Origin of the sequence: Streptomyces sp. MMG1533, assembly GCF_001279775.1 — a bacterium.
GTDB lineage: Bacteria > Actinomycetota > Actinomycetes > Streptomycetales > Streptomycetaceae > Streptomyces.
On sequence record NZ_LGDG01000268.1, the window covers coordinates 1 to 16,371 of the forward strand.

Below are 16,371 nucleotides of genomic sequence, written 5' to 3' on the forward strand. Positions count from 1 at the left end.
GAATCTCTCCGGCGCGACGGCAGTGGGCTTCGACGGCGTGGCCGCCACATCATTCACCGTCAACTCCGCCACGCAGATCACCGCGGTGGCCCCCGCTCACGTGGCCGGTGCCGCAGCCGTGACCGTGACCACCCCCGGCGGCACCAGCAACCCCGACGATCCTCAGGCGTACTTCTTCTACGCCGCCTCCCCCTCGCTGGCCGCCGTCGCCCCTGCCTCCGGGACCACGGCGGGCGGCACGACGGTGACCTTGACCGGCGCCGACCTGCTCGGGGCGACGGCGGTGCGCTTCGACGCCGTGGCCGCGACGTCGTTCACCGTCGACTCCGCCACGCAGATCACCGCGGTGGCCCCCGCTCACGTGGCCGGTGCCGCAGCCGTAACCGTGACCACCCCCGGCGGCACCAGCAATCCCGTCGGCTATGTCTACCTCGCACCGCCCACGCTGATCTCCCTGGTCCCCGACGAGGGACCGACGCACGCCGGCACGGTCGTCACCCTGACCGGCACCAACCTCACCGTCACCACCGAGGTCCGCTTCGACGCCACCCCCGTCTCGTTCACGGTGGTCTCCCCGACCCAGGTCACGGCCGTGGCCCCCGCAGGCACCGACGGGCCGGTCAGCGTCACGGCCACCACCCCCGCCGGCACCAGCAACGCCCTCACCTACACCCGGCTCCCGGCCCCCGGCATCTGATCCCGGCTCTCCCCGCCCCCGCCCGGCTCAGTGCCAGGTCGTCGAGCGGTCGACCGCCCGGCAGTCGGCGCTCTTGTCGAGCCCGCCCGGTGCGGGTTCGTCGGGCGCGGGGACGTCGAGGACGACCAGGTCACTGTCGGAGCCGCAGTGCAGGTTCTGCTTGCCGTTTTGGGCCGTGGCGGACTGTGGTCCTGCTGCGGTTCCGTTCACGGCCGTGGCCTGGCCCCGGCGGTGAACGCCGGGGGCGTGGCTGCTGGAGCGGTCCACGGCCTCGCAGGTCGTTCTCTTGCTGACGGTGCCCAGGGCATTGACGGCGAGTACGTCGGCGGAGTTGCCGCAGTCCAGGTTCTGCTTGCCGCTTTGCGCGGTGGTGAACTGCGGCCCGAGGGCTGTGCCGCCGACGGCGGACGCGCCGCCGGAACCCGGCTCCGCCACCGAACGGGTATCGCCGGCCCGGGCCCGGCCAGGGAGGTCCTGTGAGTCGTCCACGATCTGGCAGGTGGTCTCCTCCTCCACCGTGCTGAGCGCATTGACCGTCACGACGTCGGCGCTGTTGCCGCAGTGCAGGTTCTGCTTGCCGGACTGTGCTGTCGTGAACTGCGGGCCGACAACCGTTCCGCCGACGGCGGAGGCCTCGGCGTCGCGGCTGCCGGGATGCGTGCATGTCCGCTCACGCCTGACGGTGCGCAGGACGTTGACGGTGACCAGCTCATGGCTGTTGCCGCAGTCCAGGTTCTGCTCGCCGTCCTGTGCGGTGGTGAACGGCCCGCCAATCGCGTGGGCGGTCTCGCCGGGTACGCCCAGCAGAGTGCTGACGGCCATGGTCAGTAGCGCCGCCTTGCCGATCACGCTCATTCGTTTCCTCCGTCGTTCGACCAGCCGGGGCACAGGGACCACGGTTCTGGTCAACCGGCCCGGAGGTCCTGAGGTCACGGACGGAGCCGGCCCGCTACTCGGACGGCCCACACGGCGCCGGATGGCAGCGTGCATTCGGGCGAAGCCGTGATCGCTCACGTGTCTCACAGGCGCACCGTGCGTTGGCAGCGGTAAAAGCGACGGATGCGCGCCCGTGCGCGTTCAGCCAGGAGGATTGCACGATGACCGTTGCCGTACGACGTATGACCGGGAAGTCCGTACTCGCGGCCGTGGTGCTCGCCGGGCTGGTGTCCACGGGTACAAGCACGGGTGCGCCCCTCCCAGACGGTGGTGCCCAGGCCGGCGGGGGCTCCGGAGCGGCCGGCCTCTTCGACCAGAACACCGCGTTGGACGGCCGGCAGAACAACGCCTGCGGCGATTCACAGCGGCTCACCGGCTCCGACATCCTCGGGGGCAGTGGCCGGTTCGGAACGCACTGCACAACGGGCGCCCGTTCGCACAGCATCGACACCGTGACCACAGGCGGCGGCGCCGAGGCGAGCGGAGGCGACGGCGTCGCCCTGCAGCAGAACATCGCCGAGCGCGGCCGGCAGAACAACGCCTGCGGCAACACGATCGAGAGCGGCCTTTACGACGGCGAGACGGACACGCACTGCACGGCGCTCGACGACTCCGTGAGCAAGGGCACCGTCAACCACGCGGGCGCCGCACAGGCCACCGGCGGCGAGGGAGACCTGTACCAGCAGAACATCGCTCAGCAGGGCCGGCAGAACAACGCCTGCGGCGACATGAACCAGGGCATTCTCTCCAGCACCACGGAAGCCGACTGCGCGGCGCACGACGGCTCGGTGAGCATGGGCGCCGCCACCCGCGGCGACGGCGCCCGGGCCACCGGCGGCAACAGCACGCTGGGCGCGTCCCAGCAGAACATCGCCCAGGAGGGCCGGCAGAACAACGCCTGCGGCGACATGAACAACGCCGGCCTCCCCGGTGTGACCGAATCCGGCTGCGCGGCGCACGACGGCTCGGTGAGCAAGGGCACCGTCACCCGAAGCGGCGGCGCCGAGGCCACCGGCGGCGACAGCGGGCTGAGTTCGACTCAGCAGAACATCGCCCAGGAGGGCCGGCAGAACAACGCCTGCGGCAACGCCAACGTCGGTTCCGTCTCCGGTGAAGCACAGGCGCACTGCACCACGCATGACGGCTCGGTGAGCAAGGGCACCGTCACCCGCAGCGGCGGAGCCCGGGCCACCGGCGGCAACAGCACCTTGGAGCTGACGCAGCAGAACATCGCGCAGGAGGGCCGGCAGAACAACGCCTGCGGCAACACCAACGCCCTGGCCCTGGACGAAGGCCGGACGAACGCCCAGTGCAGCGCCACCGACGAGTCCGTCGAGATCAGGAGCAAGAACCACGGCTGAGACGCCGGCTGGCCGCAGCACGTCGTAGGCGACGAAGTGGGCAGACACCCACTGGCGAGCCGGGCGGGCTGCGGCGCCTCTCCGTTGCAGCCGGCCCTGGTCGGCGGAGAACCACGCCCTCCACCCGTCCCACTTCGGCTTGCCCGCCCGGCCCGGCCGCAGATCAGGGCCCACCACGCCCGGTGCCGGCAGGGGCGGGCACCCGATCTTGGCGAGGACACCGCTGACGTGGGACCTGAGGGAGGCCGGGGCGACGGCGGCCGGGCCGGCGCGTTCGCGCACGCGCTCGCGCTCGCGCTCGGTGAGATCCTCGAACCGGCCCACCCGCTGCGGGGCATCGGTGCGGCGCCGTTGTCGGACGGCGTCGAGACATGCACACGGACGTATGGCGGCGCACCCACGAGGTGAACCTGATCGGCTACGTGCTCACGTGCCGCGCAGCCCTTCCCCTGCTGCTCGAACAGGGCGGCGGAGCGATCGTCAACACCTCCTACGTCAACCACGCCGGATTCTGGCTGGTCAAGGAATCCTTCGGCATGGACCTTACGCAAGCCGCCAGGACACAGGTTCGGCAGGCAGGCTGTGGTGAGGAGGGCGACCCATTCGTCGGCGCTGCGTTGCTTGAGTTTGTCGACCAGGTAGGGGCGTAGCTGCTCGCGGTTGCGGGTGCGGTCCTTGGTCGCAGGGCGAGCACCGGTCGATCGCGGCAAACAGGGCCTGAGACGTTCCGGCATGACAGGTGGTCATGGCATTCCGCATCACTTGCCTAGGCGTGTCCGGCATCACTCGCGAATCCGGCCAGCACGAGCGCGATCGCGGCGTCCACCTCGGCTGTGAACGCCCCTTGCGGCGCAGCGTCTTGGGAGAGCCGTCGCATGAGTGCGCCCTGGAAGACGTCGTAGAGCACGTCCACGGTCAGGGCGGGATCGGCAGAGGGCGTCGGTCCGTTGTCCGGCCGTTCCCGTAGGCAGTCACGCAGCCAATCACGCAGTTCCACGGAAAGCTGCGAGCGGTGGGGCGGCACGCCAGGTCCGCGCAGCAGTCCGGTTGTCATCTGCCGGGTCTCGTCCCAGTCCCGCTCCGCCATCAGGGCCAGCTCGTGGAAATATGCCCGTACCCGGTCTGCGGCAGAGGTGACGCTGTCGACGTCGCGCACCAGGGCGAAGACCGACTCCCCGCCCCGCACGGCCCACTCAGTGGCGATGTCCGACTTCGCGGGGAAGTGATTGAACGCGGTCCGCCGTGCCACCCCGGCCGCTGCCGCGATCTCGTCCATCGTGGCGGCGTCGTAGCCGCGCGAAGCGAACACCTTGATCGCTGCCGCGTAGACGCGCTCCCGGTTGGCCTGGGCATTGCGCGTCCTCCCGTCCTGCTTCTCGCCCTCCGTCTGCCTCATGTGGACATTATTGCACTTGAGTGCAACCATCGAGCTTGTTGCACCTGAGTGCAATTTGATTCGAGGGAGAACGCATCATGGGCAAGATCAACGGCTGGGTGGACATCCACGCGCATTTCACCCCACCGACCACGGCAGAGGCGCGTGAGGCCCAGTGGCGTCAGCTGAGGGACGCGCACCTCCTGGCGCCCGAGCCCTACGACTGGCAACCCGAGACGATGCTCGCCACCATGGATCGCCTGGGCATCGCCGTGCAGATGCTCAGCCCGGTACCCGTCGATCCCCCGCTGCCGCGACTGCGTGCCTGGAACGACTACGGCGCCCAGCTCCTGTTCATCCATCCGAGCGCCGTACCGCCCACGTTCCGGCAGACCTCCGTCCTGGTCGAGTTGCCGTTCGAGACCACCCGGACCGTCGTGGACCTCCTCTACGCAGGATTCTTCCGCCGGTACCCCCGTCTCACGGTCGTCCTCGCCCACTGCGGTGGCGCCCTGCCCGCGCTCTCCGGTCGCCTCGGGCTGCTCGGGGCGGAGGAGTACGTGTTCAACCCACTGGGCCTGACCGCCGATGACATCCGCACCGACCTGGCGAAGCTCTACCTCGACACCGCCGCGGCCGGCACAGACGCCAACCTCGCCGCAGCAGTCACGATGGTGCCCCGCGACCACCTCGTCTACGGCGCCGACGCCGGAGTCCCCTGCTCGAACGAGAACAACATGACACGCAACATCGACGCGCTCCAGAACTCCCACGTCCTCACACGACAAGAGGTCGACGCACTCGGCCACCGCGCCTTCGACCTCTTCCCCGCAGCCGCACAACGCCACCGCGACGCCATCGCGGCAGCAGCCTGAGAGGCCGACCCTGCGGTCTGCGGATCGTGGTGGCCGAGCTCATGCTGCCGACCGAACAGGTGGCGGGGCCTCGACGCCTGCTCCCCCGGCAGTCAGGCCTTCGGCCGATCGACAGGAACACGGTCCGGCCTAGGCGTGCCAGTGGTAGCGGCGCTCGGGGCGGCCCGCCTGTCCGTAGCGCAGCGACACCTCCGCCTGGCCCGTGACGCTGAGGTATTCGAGGTAGCGGCGCGCGCTGACGCGCGAGATGCCGACCTTCGTCGCGCACTCGGCCGCGGACAAGGTTCCGTCAGCCGCGCGCAGTGCGCGTTGGACCAGCTCCGCGGTCTCCACACTCATGCCCTTCGGCAGAGTGGACGTCACCGTCGGCGCCGCCGCCCGTCCCAGTGCGCGGTCCACATCGGCCTGCCCGCTCACCATGGCGGTGTGCAGATTGCCGCGCCGGGCACTGTAGCGTTCCAGCCGGTCTTTGAGATCGTCGGCGTCGAAGGGTTTCAGAAGGTAGTCGACCACGCCCTGCCGGACGGCAGCCCGGACCGCCTCTGCCTCGCGGGCGGCACTGATCACCAGCACATCGCAGTCATGGGCCGCCGTCCGCAGCCCGCGGATGACATCCAAACCGAACATATCGGGCAGATAGAGGTCGAGGAGAACCAGGTCGGGCTGCAACTCGGCGGCGGCGGCGAGCGCCTTCTCCCCGCAGTCCGCCGATCCGACCACGCGAAAGCCCTCGACACCGTCGACGAATCCGCGGTGGATCCGCGCCACCATGAAGTCGTCCTCGACAACCAGTACGTCGATCACTGGACTTCCTCCGTCTCCCGATCGGTGAGCTGACCCACGGACATCCGGGCGGTGAACACGGCGCCAGGATGTGTGTTGGCCACCGACACCTCGCCTCCTCTGCGTGTGCAGACCAGCCGGGTGAGCGCCAGGCCGATACCCCGGTCGCCGCCCTGCGCGGCCTTTGTGGTGAACCCGCGGGAGAACACTTCCTGAGCGAGCTCCGGAGCCACGCCCGGGCCCGAGTCACGGACCACGATCTCCACACTCGACGCGTCCTGGCGCAGCTCCACCTCCACCCAGGCGTCGTTCTCCTGGTCCGGGGCCGCAGCAGCGTCGAGGGCGTTGTCGACGAGATTGCCGAGCACCGTCGCCACGTCCGCGGAGTCCGTCGGCTCCAGGCGGTCCAGGGCCGTGAGCTCCGAGATGCGCAGCCGGACCCTGCGTTCCGCCGCGAGCGCGGACTTGGCCATGAGCAGCGCGGCGACGGCCCGGTCGCGGACCCGGCTGGTGAGAGTCAGGTCGAGCGACTCACGGTGCTTCCGAAGGGCGCGGACATAACGTACGACCTCGTCGTGCTCGCCGATCTGGATGAGCCCGGAGATGGTGTGCAGCTGATTGGAGAACTCGTGGGCCTGCGCGCGCAGCAGTTCGGTGCTGCTACGGAACGAGCCCAGTTCGCGTTCCAGCTGGGCCAGCTCGGTACGGTCCCGCAGTGTCGTCACCGAGCCCAGCCGACGGCCGTCCTTGGTGACGTCCATCCGGTTCATCACCAGCACCCGACCCCGGCGTACCACCACCTCGTCGCGCCGCTCGCTGCCGTGCTCGGCGCCGTGCTCACCGCCTGTCCCGGCCAGTACGTCGTACAGCCTGCCCCCGATCCCCAGGTCGGCCAGGCTCATTCCGACGCAGTCCTCGGGAAGGACGAGCAGTTTGCGGCCGACCTCGTTCACCAGCGTGAGCCGCAGCTGCGGGTCGAGCGCGATCACTCCCTCGGCGATCCCGAACAGCATCGCTTCGCGGTGCTCGGCGAGACCCGCTATCTCACGTGGCTCGAGGCCGAGGGTCTGGCGCTTGATCCGCCGGGCCAGCAGCCATGATCCGGCGCCCCCCAGCACGCTCGCGATGCCGAGGTAGGCGAGCAGATACGACGAGGCGCCGCTCAGCCGCTGCCAAGACGTGGGTGAGGCCCGTCCGATCATGACTGTGCCGAGGTGCTCGCCGACGTGGTTCTCGTTGTCGGCGAGCACCGGGACCTGGGCCACCAGCTCGCGGACCCCGTCCACCGGCAGCTCCCCCGACCAGCCGCGCGCTTGCGCGACGCCGGGGCCGTCGACCGGCAGCCGTGTCCCGACCAGGGTGGGATTGGTGGCGGCGACGATCTCACCGGCGGCATCGGCGACCGTGACGGAGGTGACGTGCGACTGGGTCAGCCTCGTCTGCAGCAACGGCGCGAGGGTCTCGGCGGGCGCGGGAAGACGGAGCTGACTGCGCAACAGTGGGTTTCCGGCCATCTCCTCGGCGAGGGCGGTCACCCGGCGTCCCTCGACCCGGTCGAACGTCGCCTTCGACTGCGCCAGCGAGACCGCGGCGACCGCGAACAGCACCAGCACAATGATCGCGAGCTGCAATACCAGCAGCTCACCGGCCAGTGTGTGGCGGCGTGACGTAACGACCACTATGAACTCAACCTTCAATGCTCACACAAGGCAGACGGGCTGTCCGGGGAACCGCACAATCATGGCGCCGGACTCGCCCAAGCGAAAGAGATGAGCCATGAGAACTCGCAGAGCCGCACTTCTCGGAGCTCTTGCCACTGTGTCGATGCTCGCCGTGAGCGCCTGTGGCGCCACCGCGGAGAAGGAGGATTCGGGGAGCGGAAGCGGGAGCGGCAAGCCCGTCACCGGTCTTCGGCTGATGGTGCCCAACACCCCGGGCAGCGGGTACGACGTCACCGCCCGGACCGTCGCGCAGGTGATGCAGGACAGCAAGGTGGCGTCCGGGGTCCAGGTGTACAACCTGCCCGGGGCCGGCGGCACCGTGGGCCTGCAGCGCCTGGTGAACGAGAAGGGCAACGGCAAGCTCGCCATGCAGATGGGGCTGGGCGTCGTCGGTGCCGCCTACACCTCGAAGTCGGCGGCGACGCTGACCGACACCACGCCGATCGCCAAGCTGATCGAGGAGGCCGGCGCGATCGTCGTGTCGAAGGACTCCCCGTACAAGACGATCGACGATCTCGTCGCCGCGTGGAAGAAGAACCCCAAGAAGGTGGCCGTGGGCGGCGGCTCGTCGCCGGGCGGCCCGGACCACCTGCTTCCGATGCAGCTGGCGAAGGCCGTCGGCATCGAACCGAAGGACGTCAACTACGTCGGGTACGACGGCGGCGGTGAGCTGCTGCCCGCCATCCTCGGTGACAAGGTCGCCTTCGGTGCCAGTGGGTACGGCGAGTTCCTCGACCAGATCGAGGCGGGGCAGGTGCGGGTGCTGGCGGTGACCAGCGAGAAGCCGATCGACGCCGTGAAGGACGCCCCCACGCTCAAGGACTCCGGGATCGACCTGGTCTTCACCAACTGGCGCGGCATCGTCGCCCCTCCCGGGATCACCGACGCGCAGAAGAAGACCTGGATCGACTCCCTGACCAAGATGCACGACTCGGAGCAGTGGAAGGCCGAGCTGACCAAGCGCGGCTGGGCCGACGCCTTCGTCACCGGTGACGAGTTCGGCTCCTACTTGAAGGAGCAGGACCAGTCCGTCGCCGCCCTGCTGACCGAGCTCGGACTGGCATGAGCTCCCAGGTCGACGAAGTGAGCGTCGAGGACGCTCCTGGGCCGCAGGGCAAGGACCGCGCACAGTACGGTGTGTGCGCGTTCCTCGCCCTGCTGGGCACCGCGGTGATCGTGGACGGGCTCGGCATCCCGCACATCACCAGCAGCACCGACCCGGTGGGACCGCGCGCGGTGCCCGTGCTCCTGGGCGTACTGCTCCTGGTGGTCGCGGTGCTGTACGCGGTCGATGTGGCCCGGGGCGGCCACGGTGAGCCGGAGGCCGGCGAGGACGTCGACCTGTCCCAGGGCATCGACTGGCGCACGGTGCTGCTGCTGATCGGCGCGTTCGTGGTGAACGCGGTGCTGATCGAACGGCTCGGCTGGGTGATCAGCGGCGCGTTGCTGTTCTGGGGAACGGCCTTCGCCCTCGGGAACCGCCACTACGTACGCAATCTGCTGATCGCCGTGACGATGTCCCTCACCACGTTCTACGCCTTCGCGATCGGGCTCGGTGTCAGCCTCCCGGCCGGTGTTCTGCAAGGGATCCTGTGATGGAGAACCTGAACAATCTTCTCCAGGGCTTCGAGGACGTCGTTGCCCCGATGAACCTGCTGCTGGCGTTGATCGGCGTCGTGGTCGGCACCGCGGTGGGTGTACTGCCGGGCATCGGCCCGGCGATGACCGTGGCCCTGCTGCTGCCGATCACCTACGGCATGGAGCCGGTGCAGGCGTTCATCATGTTCGCCGGCATCTTCTACGGCGGCATGTACGGCGGATCGACCACCTCCATCCTGCTGAACACTCCCGGTGAGTCGTCCTCGGTGGTCACGGCCATCGAGGGCAACAAGATGGCCAAGGCCGGCCGGGCGGCGCAGGCGCTCGCCACCGCCGCGATCGGTTCCTTCGTGGCGGGCACGATCGGCACCCTGCTGCTGGTGCTGGTGACTCCGCTGGTGGTGGACTTCGCGATCAGCCTGGGTGCTCCGGACTACTTCGCCCTGATGCTGCTCTCCTTCATCGCGGTCACGTCCGTGCTGGGCGCGTCACGGGTCCGTGGTCTCATCTCGCTGCTGCTGGGTCTGACCATCGGCCTGGTCGGCATCGACTCGGTGTCGGGACAGCAGCGGCTCACCCTGGGCATCCCCCAGCTGGCCGACGGGATCGACGTGGTCGTCGTCGCCGTCGCCATCTTCGCCGTCGGCGAGGCGCTGTGGGTGGCCGCGCATCTGCGGCGCAAGCCCGTCGAGGTCATCCCGGTCGGCAGGCCGTGGATGGGGAGGAAGGACTGGAAGCGGTCCTGGATGCCCTGGCTGCGCGGTACGGCGTTCGGCTTCCCGTTCGGTGCGCTCCCGGCCGGCGGTGCGGAGATCCCGACCTTCCTGTCGTACGCGACGGAGAAGCGGCTGACCAAGCATCCGGAGGAGTTCGGCAAGGGTGCGATCGAGGGTGTGGCCGGTCCGGAGGCGGCGAACAACGCCTCCGCGGCGGGCACCCTGGTCCCGATGCTCGCCCTCGGGCTGCCGACGAACGCGACCGCCGCGGTCATGCTGGCGGCGTTCCAGTCGTACGGCATCCAGCCCGGTCCACTGCTGTTCGAACGCGAGGCGAGCCTCGTGTGGGTGCTGATCGCCAGCCTGTTCATCGGCAATCTGCTGCTGCTCCTGCTGAATCTGCCGCTCGCGCCGACCTGGGCGAAACTCCTGCAGATTCAGCGCCCCTATCTGTACGCGGGAATCCTGTTCTTCGCGTCGATGGGTGCGTACGCCGTCAACGCACAGCCCCTGGACCTGTTCCTGCTGCTGTTGCTGGGACTCCTCGGCTTCGCGATGCGGCGGTTCGGACTGCCGGTGCTGCCGCTGATCATCGGCGTCATCCTCGGCCCGCGGGCCGAACTGCAGGGACGGCGCTCCCTGCAGCTGTCGGGCGGCGAGTTGTCGGGCCTGGTGGGCGGACCGGTGTCCTACGCGGTGTACACGACGATCGTGCTGGTGCTCGTCTGGCCGCTGGTGCGGCGGTTCGTCGTACGTCCGCTTCGTGAGCGAAGTGTCTGAGAGTGCCGGAGAGGGGGCCTGAGAGGGCCCTGGAGGGAGAGCAGACATGACCGTACTGGTCGGATACGTACCCTCACCCGAGGGTGAGGCCGCGCTGCGCGCGGGAATCGACGAGGCCCACCTGCGCGGCGAGAAGCTGCTGGTGGTGAACACCTCGCGGGGCGACGCCTATGTGGACCCGCGCTTCGCGCAGGAGCCCGATCTGGCTCATGTCCGCGAGGACCTGGCCGCACTGGGGATCGAGTTCGACATCCGCCAGGTGCTCGGCGGCGGCGATGCCGCCGAGGAGATCATCGAACTGGCGGAGCAGGCGGACGTGTCCCTGGTGGTGATCGGGCTACGGCGCCGGAGCGCGGTCGGCAAGCTGATCATGGGCTCCGCCGCGCAACAGATCCTGCTGGGAGCCGGCTGCCCGGTCCTCGCCGTGAAGGCCGCTTCCTGAGCCCGGCGCCGGGGGCCGGGGGCCGGGAGCTCCCAGCCCCCTCGGAACCCCCTCGGAACTCACTCTCACCGTATGGGACAACGATGATCTTCAGAACATTCGGCTGGTCGTTCGTCGTCACGGCGGCCGGCCTCGCCTTCGCCGCGTGGCAGTGGGGATGGGAGGCGTTCGGGATCGTACTGATCCTGTCGATCCTGGAGATCTCGCTGTCCTTCGACAACGCGGTGGTCAACGCCGGAATCCTGAAGAAGATGAATGCCTTCTGGCAGAAGCTCTTCCTCACCGTCGGCGTCCTGATCGCGGTGTTCGGCATGCGGCTGGTCTTCCCGGTCGTGATCGTCGCCATCAGCGCGAAGGTCGGCCCCATCGAGGCGGTGCAGCTCGCCCTCGACGAACCGGGCCGGTACGAGGACCTGGTCACCGACGCCCACCCGGCGATCGCCGCCTTCGGCGGCATGTTCCTGCTGATGATCTTCCTGGACTTCATCTTCGAGGACCGCGACATCAAGTGGCTCGGCCGGCTGGAGCGCCCGCTGGCCAAGCTCGGCAAGGTCGACATGCTGTCGGTCTGCATCGCGCTCGTTGTGCTGATGGTCTCGGCGATGACGTTCGCCACCCACGCGCACGTCAGCACGGGCCATGCGGACAAGTCCGCCACGGTGCTGCTCTCCGGAATCGCCGGTCTCATCACGTATCTGATCGTGGGCGGCCTCTCCGGATACTTCGAGGACAGGCTCGAAGAGGAGGAGGAACACGAACACGAGGAGGAGGAAAAGGCCAAGGCCGAGGGCAAGCCGGTCTCGGTGGTCGCCCTCGCCGGCAAGGCGGCGTTCTTCCTCTTCCTCTACCTGGAAGTCCTGGACGCGTCCTTCTCCTTCGACGGTGTGATCGGCGCCTTCGCCATCACCAACCACATCTTCTGGATGGCGCTCGGCCTGGGTATCGGCGCCATGTACGTCCGGTCCCTCACCGTCTACCTGGTCCGCCAAGGCACCCTCGACGACTACGTCTACCTGGAGCACGGCGCGCACTACGCGATCGGTGCCCTCGCCGCGATCCTGCTGATCACCATCCAGTACGCAATCAGCGAGATCATCACCGGCCTGGTCGGTGTCGTCCTGATCGCGGCATCCTTCCTGTCGTCCGTCCGCCGCAACAAGGCACTAGAGGCGGCCGAGAGGAAAGGCCTGACCTCGGACGAGAAGACCGAAGTCCCGTCCGGAAGTTGACCGGCCGGCGATCAGTGCCGCAAAGGCACGTTCCGCACCCCATTACGGCGGCCGGCGCGGGCCAGGACCGCGGTGTTCCGGGGGCGGTCGGCTTCCCCGACCGGGACGTGAGGTGCAAGCTGGAATGGAGGCCGCCCCGCCATCCCGGGAACGGGCTCGGGACGCGGTCTCGCCACTCCGAGTGAGCTCCCTGGGGCTCGGCAGGAGGGAAGCGAGATGACAGAGCAGGTCACCACCGGTACGCGTTGGCGCCTGGCCGGTGATTGGTTCGATGTGTGCAAGTGCGCCATACCGTGCCCCTGCACGTTTGCACAGCCCCCGACCTACGGCGACTGCGAAGGCGTGCTGGTCTGGCATATCCGGGAAGGAAACTTCGGCGACGTGCGGCTCGACGATCTCAACGTCCTGATGCTCGGCTCCTTCGTCGGCAACGTCTGGGCCGGCGCGCACACCGACGCGTACGCCGCGGTCTTCCTGGACGAGCGCGCCGACGAGCAGCAGCGCGGTGCACTCGGGGCCGTCTTCGGCGGTGAGGCGGGCGGATGGCCGGCACAGTTCGGGGAGATGTTCCACCCTGAGATGCGCGGCATGGACATCGCCCCGATCCACGTGGAGATCGACGAGGACCTCGCGACCTGGCGAGCCGAGATTCCGGGCCGGGTCACGGCCACCGCTGAGGCACTCACCGGCCCGACGTCCCCGGACGGCGCACGCGTCCAGCTTCACAATGCCCCGGGCGCCGAGGTGGGGCCGGGCCAGGTCGCCACCTGGGGACGCGCCACCGTCGACCGCGCCGAGGCATTCGGCTTCTCGTGGGAACGCTCGGGAAAGTCGAGCAAATACTTCCCGTTCGACTGGAGCGGTCCTGACTGAAGAGCTGGACGGCCCGGCAGGAGCCTTACCCGCAGCCCGACAAAGATCAAGAGCTCGCGCGGTGGGCACCCTGCTCTCATGGGTCGACCAGGGCGCGGTGATCGCGCCCGGCGACGCCGCGGCCGCGACCTGGTTGCGGGTGCTGTTCCACTTCCTGGTGCCGTTCTGCGTGTCCAGCGCGGGCTTCCTCGGCTGCCGGCGGGCCGCCTGGCGGAGCGCACGGTCACCGGGGACAGGTGAGTCACATGCCGCCCATCGACGGCATCGACCCCTGCAGCCCCGGCAGCAGCCAGTCCTGGAACGGTGCGAGCACGGCCAGCACGAGAAACGCGATGCCCACTACCCGGCCGAGCAGCGGGCCACGGGGCCACAGCTTCTCCACGAAGATCACCACGGCCAGTCCGGCCATCGCCGCCACGTTCATCACGCCGAGCGGGATGAGGACGACCATCAGTCCCGCGCAGCAGCCGACGCAGTAGGCGCCGTGATGGACGCCGACCCGAAGATCGCGGGCCGGCTGCCGGAACCCGGCGTAGCGCACCAGGTGGCTCATGGGATCGCGGCAGTGCCGCAGACAGACGTACTTGAGGGGGCCGAACTGATACAGGCCCGCGAGCAGGAAGGCCCCCGCGGCGATCCAGTGTCCGACGGTCGGGTGGTCGTCCACCAGGCCGCCGGTGAGGGCCAGGGCCGCGTAGGCGAGCAGTCCGAAGGCGGTCCACACCAGCAGATACCCGCCCACGAACTCGACGGTGCGCAACGTCCGCGTCCAGCCGGAGGACTGCCGGCCGAGCCCCCGCACCCACGTGATGGCCACCGGCGCCATGGACGGCAGCATCATGGCCGCCATCATCGTCACCCACAGCAGCAGGAACAGCGGCAGCGCCATCCCCATCGTGCCGGGCTCGACCCCCATGTCCCGGGCCTGCCCGATCGTCAGCGCCCAGGCCGGCACCGCAATCAGGACGACCAGGAACCAGGCGGCCACGAGATCCCGCGCCGGCAGCAAGCCTCCGCCCGCTCCGGTCGGCGCGGGCGACCGGGCGGATGCGAAGGCGGAAGTCCGGCTGTGACGCATCGGCGTGTACTCCTGCGGATGGTTCCAGGACAGCACGCATCCCTCCGGGGCGCGACCTCGCACGGCCTGAGTCAAACGCAGACTCCTCGGAGAACACTCTCCCGGGCACTTCCCCGATACCGTCGGCCTCAGGATGGCCTCAACAGGTTGCCCTGCCGCAGCAGAACACGTCTCACCAGCCACGCGTCAGGGCGTGCTCGTCGGGAGGGAACTCCGCAACCAGGTCGGGCCGTACGGGGTGGTAACTCCAGTCCGCACGATGGGATTGGCGGTAGCCTACAATTAACTATCCATGGAAGATAATTCTTCGGAAGATGAGTGATGGCTGACGCCGACCTGAAGCTGTTGTACCGGGAGCTGGTCTCGCTGGAGATCGAGCTGTGGGATGGCATCGAGGGGCGGTTGAGGGCCGAGTACGACCTGCCGCTGACCTCGTTCGAGGTGCTGCACCTGCTGCTGCAGCGGCCCGGGCGGCGGATCCAGGACATCGCGGAGAAGTTCTCGATCACGGTGGGTGGCACGAGCAAGGTGGTCGATCGCCTGGAGGCGGCGGGCCTGTGTGAGCGGCGGGCCAATCCGAACGACCGCCGTTCCTCGATCGTCGAGCTGACGCCCGAGGGGCGGAAGCTGGTGGACGGGGCCCTGAAGGTCTTCGAGGAGGAGCTGGAACTGCGTATCGGGTCGGTGATTCCCGAGCAGTCCGTACGCGGGGTGACCGCGGTCCTCAGCACTCTGCGGGCAGCCGGACGCGCCCTGGACGCGGAGCGGAAGGCCGCCGCGCAGACGCCAGTGCCGGCTACGCGGGCTCCGAAGCAGCCCGGCCGGCCGGCATCGTGAGCCGGGACGGCTCGGCAGTGCCCGTGGGTTGATCAGCCGGGGCCGGACGAACACAGCCCCGGCCCATCAGCGCACGATTCAGTCGGCGATACCGGCGAAGGCGATGACTTTGTCGATGTGGCCCCGGACGAGGAGGTTACCGGGGCCACCGTTGCGTGCGGCGTACTCCTCGGTACGGTCGTCGCCCATGTATCGGGTGCCCAGGAGGCCGCCCCAGCGCAGCATGCCGTCCGGGTCCTCGGAGATCGTCGTGTGGCCCTGGAGGAGGACGAACGCGTACGGGGGCCGGTCCTCGTCGATGCAGAGGGCGAACCGTCCGTCGCGGGCGAGGTTGCGGCCCTTGACCCCGCTCTTCTCGGTGGTGAGCACGATGTCGTCGCCGTCGAGGAGGAACCAGACCGGTGTGACGTGGGGGCTGCCGTCGGCGCGGACGGTGGACAGCTTGCCTGTGCGGGTGCCGTACGTGACGAACGCCCGCCACTGCTGCTCGGTCATCTTCCGCATGTGGGTGCCTTTCGCGTGCGTGGATCGGCTCGTGGGTGCCCGAGGCCGAGTCGGCCCCGGGCACCACGGGCTCTAGCCCCAGAAGGCGTCTTCGGCGGCCGGGTCGGCGGAGAAGAGCCACATCTCGGTGATCTTGCCGTTCTCGATGCGCAGGAGGTCGACGCCGTCCATGCTCATCGACGCGTCGTCATGGCTGCCGGTGAAGTGGATGGTGGCGGCGACCATGTCGCCGTTGCCCATGAGGGTGTGGATCTTGTCGATGGCGAAGGTGCCCCGGCTGGTCTCCATCATGCTGCCGAGCATCTGGAAGACGGCGCCCTGGCCCTTGTGCTCGCCGGAGAACCGGTTGGCGCCGGGCTGGTGCCAGACGATGTCGGCGTCGAGGAGTTCACCGAGAGCGGCCATGTCTCCGGTCTGGACGGCCTGGAAGTAGGTGCGGGCGAGGTCGATGTTCGCGCTGGTCATGTCACTTGCTCCTTGGGTTCTTGCACGGGGGCGGTGGCTATCGGGCGAAGTCGAGGCGGTCGGCGCAACTCTCCGGGGCGGCCCCGATCCGGAGGGTGGC

At 69.0% G+C, this 16,371-nt stretch carries 19 protein-coding genes and 1 pseudogene; 13 read left to right on the forward strand and 7 right to left on the reverse strand.

Annotation, left to right across the window (positions count from 1 at the left end; genetic code table 11):
* Positions 1 to 697 (forward strand): IPT/TIG domain-containing protein (locus ADK57_RS40800; protein ID WP_199830792.1); only part of this gene is annotated, 697 nt, incomplete at its 5' end.
* Between the two features lie 27 nt (positions 698 to 724).
* On the opposite strand, the gene ADK57_RS40805 is transcribed toward ADK57_RS40800, so the two are convergent.
* Positions 725 to 1,552 carry a hypothetical protein gene (locus tag ADK57_RS40805; protein ID WP_053754791.1) on the reverse strand — a complete coding sequence of 276 codons (828 nt, stop codon included), beginning with the start codon at positions 1,550 to 1,552 and terminating at the stop codon, positions 725 to 727.
* Positions 1,553 to 1,794: 242 nt separating this feature from the next.
* Between ADK57_RS40805 and ADK57_RS40810 the strand changes: the two genes are divergently transcribed.
* From ADK57_RS40810 to ADK57_RS49555, 4 genes and pseudogenes are all read left to right on the forward strand, one after another.
* Positions 1,795 to 2,994, forward strand: a complete 1,200-nt coding sequence (locus ADK57_RS40810) for a hypothetical protein (RefSeq protein ID WP_159050234.1) — start codon at positions 1,795 to 1,797, stop codon at positions 2,992 to 2,994.
* Positions 2,995 to 3,222: 228 nt separating this feature from the next.
* On the forward strand, positions 3,223 to 3,402 hold the full coding sequence (locus ADK57_RS50280; protein ID WP_053754793.1) for a hypothetical protein: 180 nt from the start codon (positions 3,223 to 3,225) through the stop codon (positions 3,400 to 3,402).
* The gene (locus ADK57_RS50730) at positions 3,399 to 3,644 is read left to right on the forward strand and encodes a hypothetical protein (protein WP_053754794.1); all 246 of its coding nucleotides are present in this window, start codon (positions 3,399 to 3,401) and stop codon (positions 3,642 to 3,644) included. Before ADK57_RS50280 ends, ADK57_RS50730 begins: the two co-directional genes overlap by 4 nt.
* A 31-nt stretch (positions 3,645 to 3,675) precedes the next feature.
* Positions 3,676 to 3,750 (forward strand): annotated as a pseudogene (locus ADK57_RS49555) (IS5/IS1182 family transposase); the annotation flags it as partial.
* 10 nt (positions 3,751 to 3,760) lie between these two features.
* Here ADK57_RS49555 and ADK57_RS40825 read toward each other — a convergent pair.
* On the reverse strand, positions 3,761 to 4,390 hold the full coding sequence (locus ADK57_RS40825; RefSeq protein ID WP_053754795.1) for a TetR/AcrR family transcriptional regulator: 630 nt from the start codon (positions 4,388 to 4,390) through the stop codon (positions 3,761 to 3,763).
* A 77-nt stretch (positions 4,391 to 4,467) separates the two neighbouring features.
* Here ADK57_RS40825 and ADK57_RS40830 point away from each other — a divergent pair, with 77 nt between their 5' ends.
* The gene (locus ADK57_RS40830; protein WP_053754796.1) at positions 4,468 to 5,244 is read left to right on the forward strand and encodes an amidohydrolase family protein; all 777 of its coding nucleotides are present in this window, start codon (positions 4,468 to 4,470) and stop codon (positions 5,242 to 5,244) included.
* A 129-nt stretch (positions 5,245 to 5,373) separates the two neighbouring features.
* On the opposite strand, the gene ADK57_RS40835 is transcribed toward ADK57_RS40830, so the two are convergent.
* Both ADK57_RS40835 and ADK57_RS40840 read right to left on the reverse strand, forming a co-directional pair.
* Positions 5,374 to 6,048 carry a response regulator gene (locus ADK57_RS40835; RefSeq protein WP_053754797.1) on the reverse strand — a complete coding sequence of 225 codons (675 nt, stop codon included), beginning with the start codon at positions 6,046 to 6,048 and terminating at the stop codon, positions 5,374 to 5,376.
* Positions 6,045 to 7,706 (reverse strand): sensor histidine kinase, encoded by a 1,662-nt coding sequence (locus ADK57_RS40840; RefSeq protein ID WP_107091774.1) that lies wholly within the window; start codon positions 7,704 to 7,706, stop codon positions 6,045 to 6,047. The genes ADK57_RS40835 and ADK57_RS40840 overlap by 4 nt, the downstream gene beginning before the upstream one ends.
* Before the next feature lie 145 nt (positions 7,707 to 7,851).
* On the opposite strand from ADK57_RS40840, the gene ADK57_RS40845 reads away from it, so the two are divergent.
* The 6 genes from ADK57_RS40845 (at position 7,852) to ADK57_RS40870 (ending at position 13,387) form a co-directional block, all read left to right on the forward strand.
* Positions 7,852 to 8,814: a Bug family tripartite tricarboxylate transporter substrate binding protein gene (locus ADK57_RS40845; RefSeq protein WP_420711966.1), complete on the forward strand. Its 963-nt coding sequence runs from the start codon at positions 7,852 to 7,854 to the stop codon at positions 8,812 to 8,814.
* Entirely contained in the window at positions 8,811 to 9,344 is a 534-nt protein-coding gene (locus ADK57_RS40850) for a tripartite tricarboxylate transporter TctB family protein (protein ID WP_053754799.1), read from the forward strand. The genes ADK57_RS40845 and ADK57_RS40850 overlap by 4 nt, the downstream gene beginning before the upstream one ends.
* Positions 9,344 to 10,843 (forward strand): tripartite tricarboxylate transporter permease, encoded by a 1,500-nt coding sequence (locus ADK57_RS40855; RefSeq protein WP_053754800.1) that lies wholly within the window; start codon positions 9,344 to 9,346, stop codon positions 10,841 to 10,843. The genes ADK57_RS40850 and ADK57_RS40855 overlap by 1 nt, the downstream gene beginning before the upstream one ends.
* A gap of 46 nt (positions 10,844 to 10,889) precedes the next feature.
* Positions 10,890 to 11,285, forward strand: coding sequence for a universal stress protein (locus ADK57_RS40860; protein WP_053754801.1), 396 nt, complete (start codon positions 10,890 to 10,892; stop codon positions 11,283 to 11,285).
* Positions 11,286 to 11,368: 83 nt separating this feature from the next.
* Positions 11,369 to 12,514 (forward strand): DUF475 domain-containing protein, encoded by a 1,146-nt coding sequence (locus tag ADK57_RS40865; protein ID WP_053754802.1) that lies wholly within the window; start codon positions 11,369 to 11,371, stop codon positions 12,512 to 12,514.
* A 216-nt stretch (positions 12,515 to 12,730) separates the two neighbouring features.
* Positions 12,731 to 13,387, forward strand: a complete 657-nt coding sequence (locus ADK57_RS40870; protein ID WP_053754803.1) for a DUF1326 domain-containing protein — start codon at positions 12,731 to 12,733, stop codon at positions 13,385 to 13,387.
* Positions 13,388 to 13,628: 241 nt separating this feature from the next.
* Here ADK57_RS40870 and ADK57_RS40875 read toward each other — a convergent pair whose 3' ends face one another.
* The gene (locus ADK57_RS40875; RefSeq protein ID WP_053754853.1) at positions 13,629 to 14,465 is read right to left on the reverse strand and encodes a DUF2182 domain-containing protein; all 837 of its coding nucleotides are present in this window, start codon (positions 14,463 to 14,465) and stop codon (positions 13,629 to 13,631) included.
* Positions 14,466 to 14,786: 321 nt separating this feature from the next.
* Between ADK57_RS40875 and ADK57_RS40880 the strand changes: the two genes are divergently transcribed.
* A complete protein-coding gene (locus ADK57_RS40880; protein WP_053754804.1) occupies positions 14,787 to 15,302 on the forward strand; it encodes a MarR family winged helix-turn-helix transcriptional regulator in 516 nt (171 codons plus the stop codon).
* A 78-nt stretch (positions 15,303 to 15,380) separates the two neighbouring features.
* Here the strand turns inward: ADK57_RS40880 and ADK57_RS40885 are convergent, their stop codons facing one another.
* Both ADK57_RS40885 and ADK57_RS40890 read right to left on the reverse strand, forming a co-directional pair.
* Positions 15,381 to 15,806: a PPOX class F420-dependent oxidoreductase gene (locus ADK57_RS40885; protein ID WP_053754805.1), complete on the reverse strand. Its 426-nt coding sequence runs from the start codon at positions 15,804 to 15,806 to the stop codon at positions 15,381 to 15,383.
* Positions 15,807 to 15,878: 72 nt separating this feature from the next.
* Positions 15,879 to 16,271 carry a nuclear transport factor 2 family protein gene (locus ADK57_RS40890; protein WP_053754806.1) on the reverse strand — a complete coding sequence of 131 codons (393 nt, stop codon included), beginning with the start codon at positions 16,269 to 16,271 and terminating at the stop codon, positions 15,879 to 15,881.
* Positions 16,272 to 16,371 lie beyond the last annotated feature (100 nt).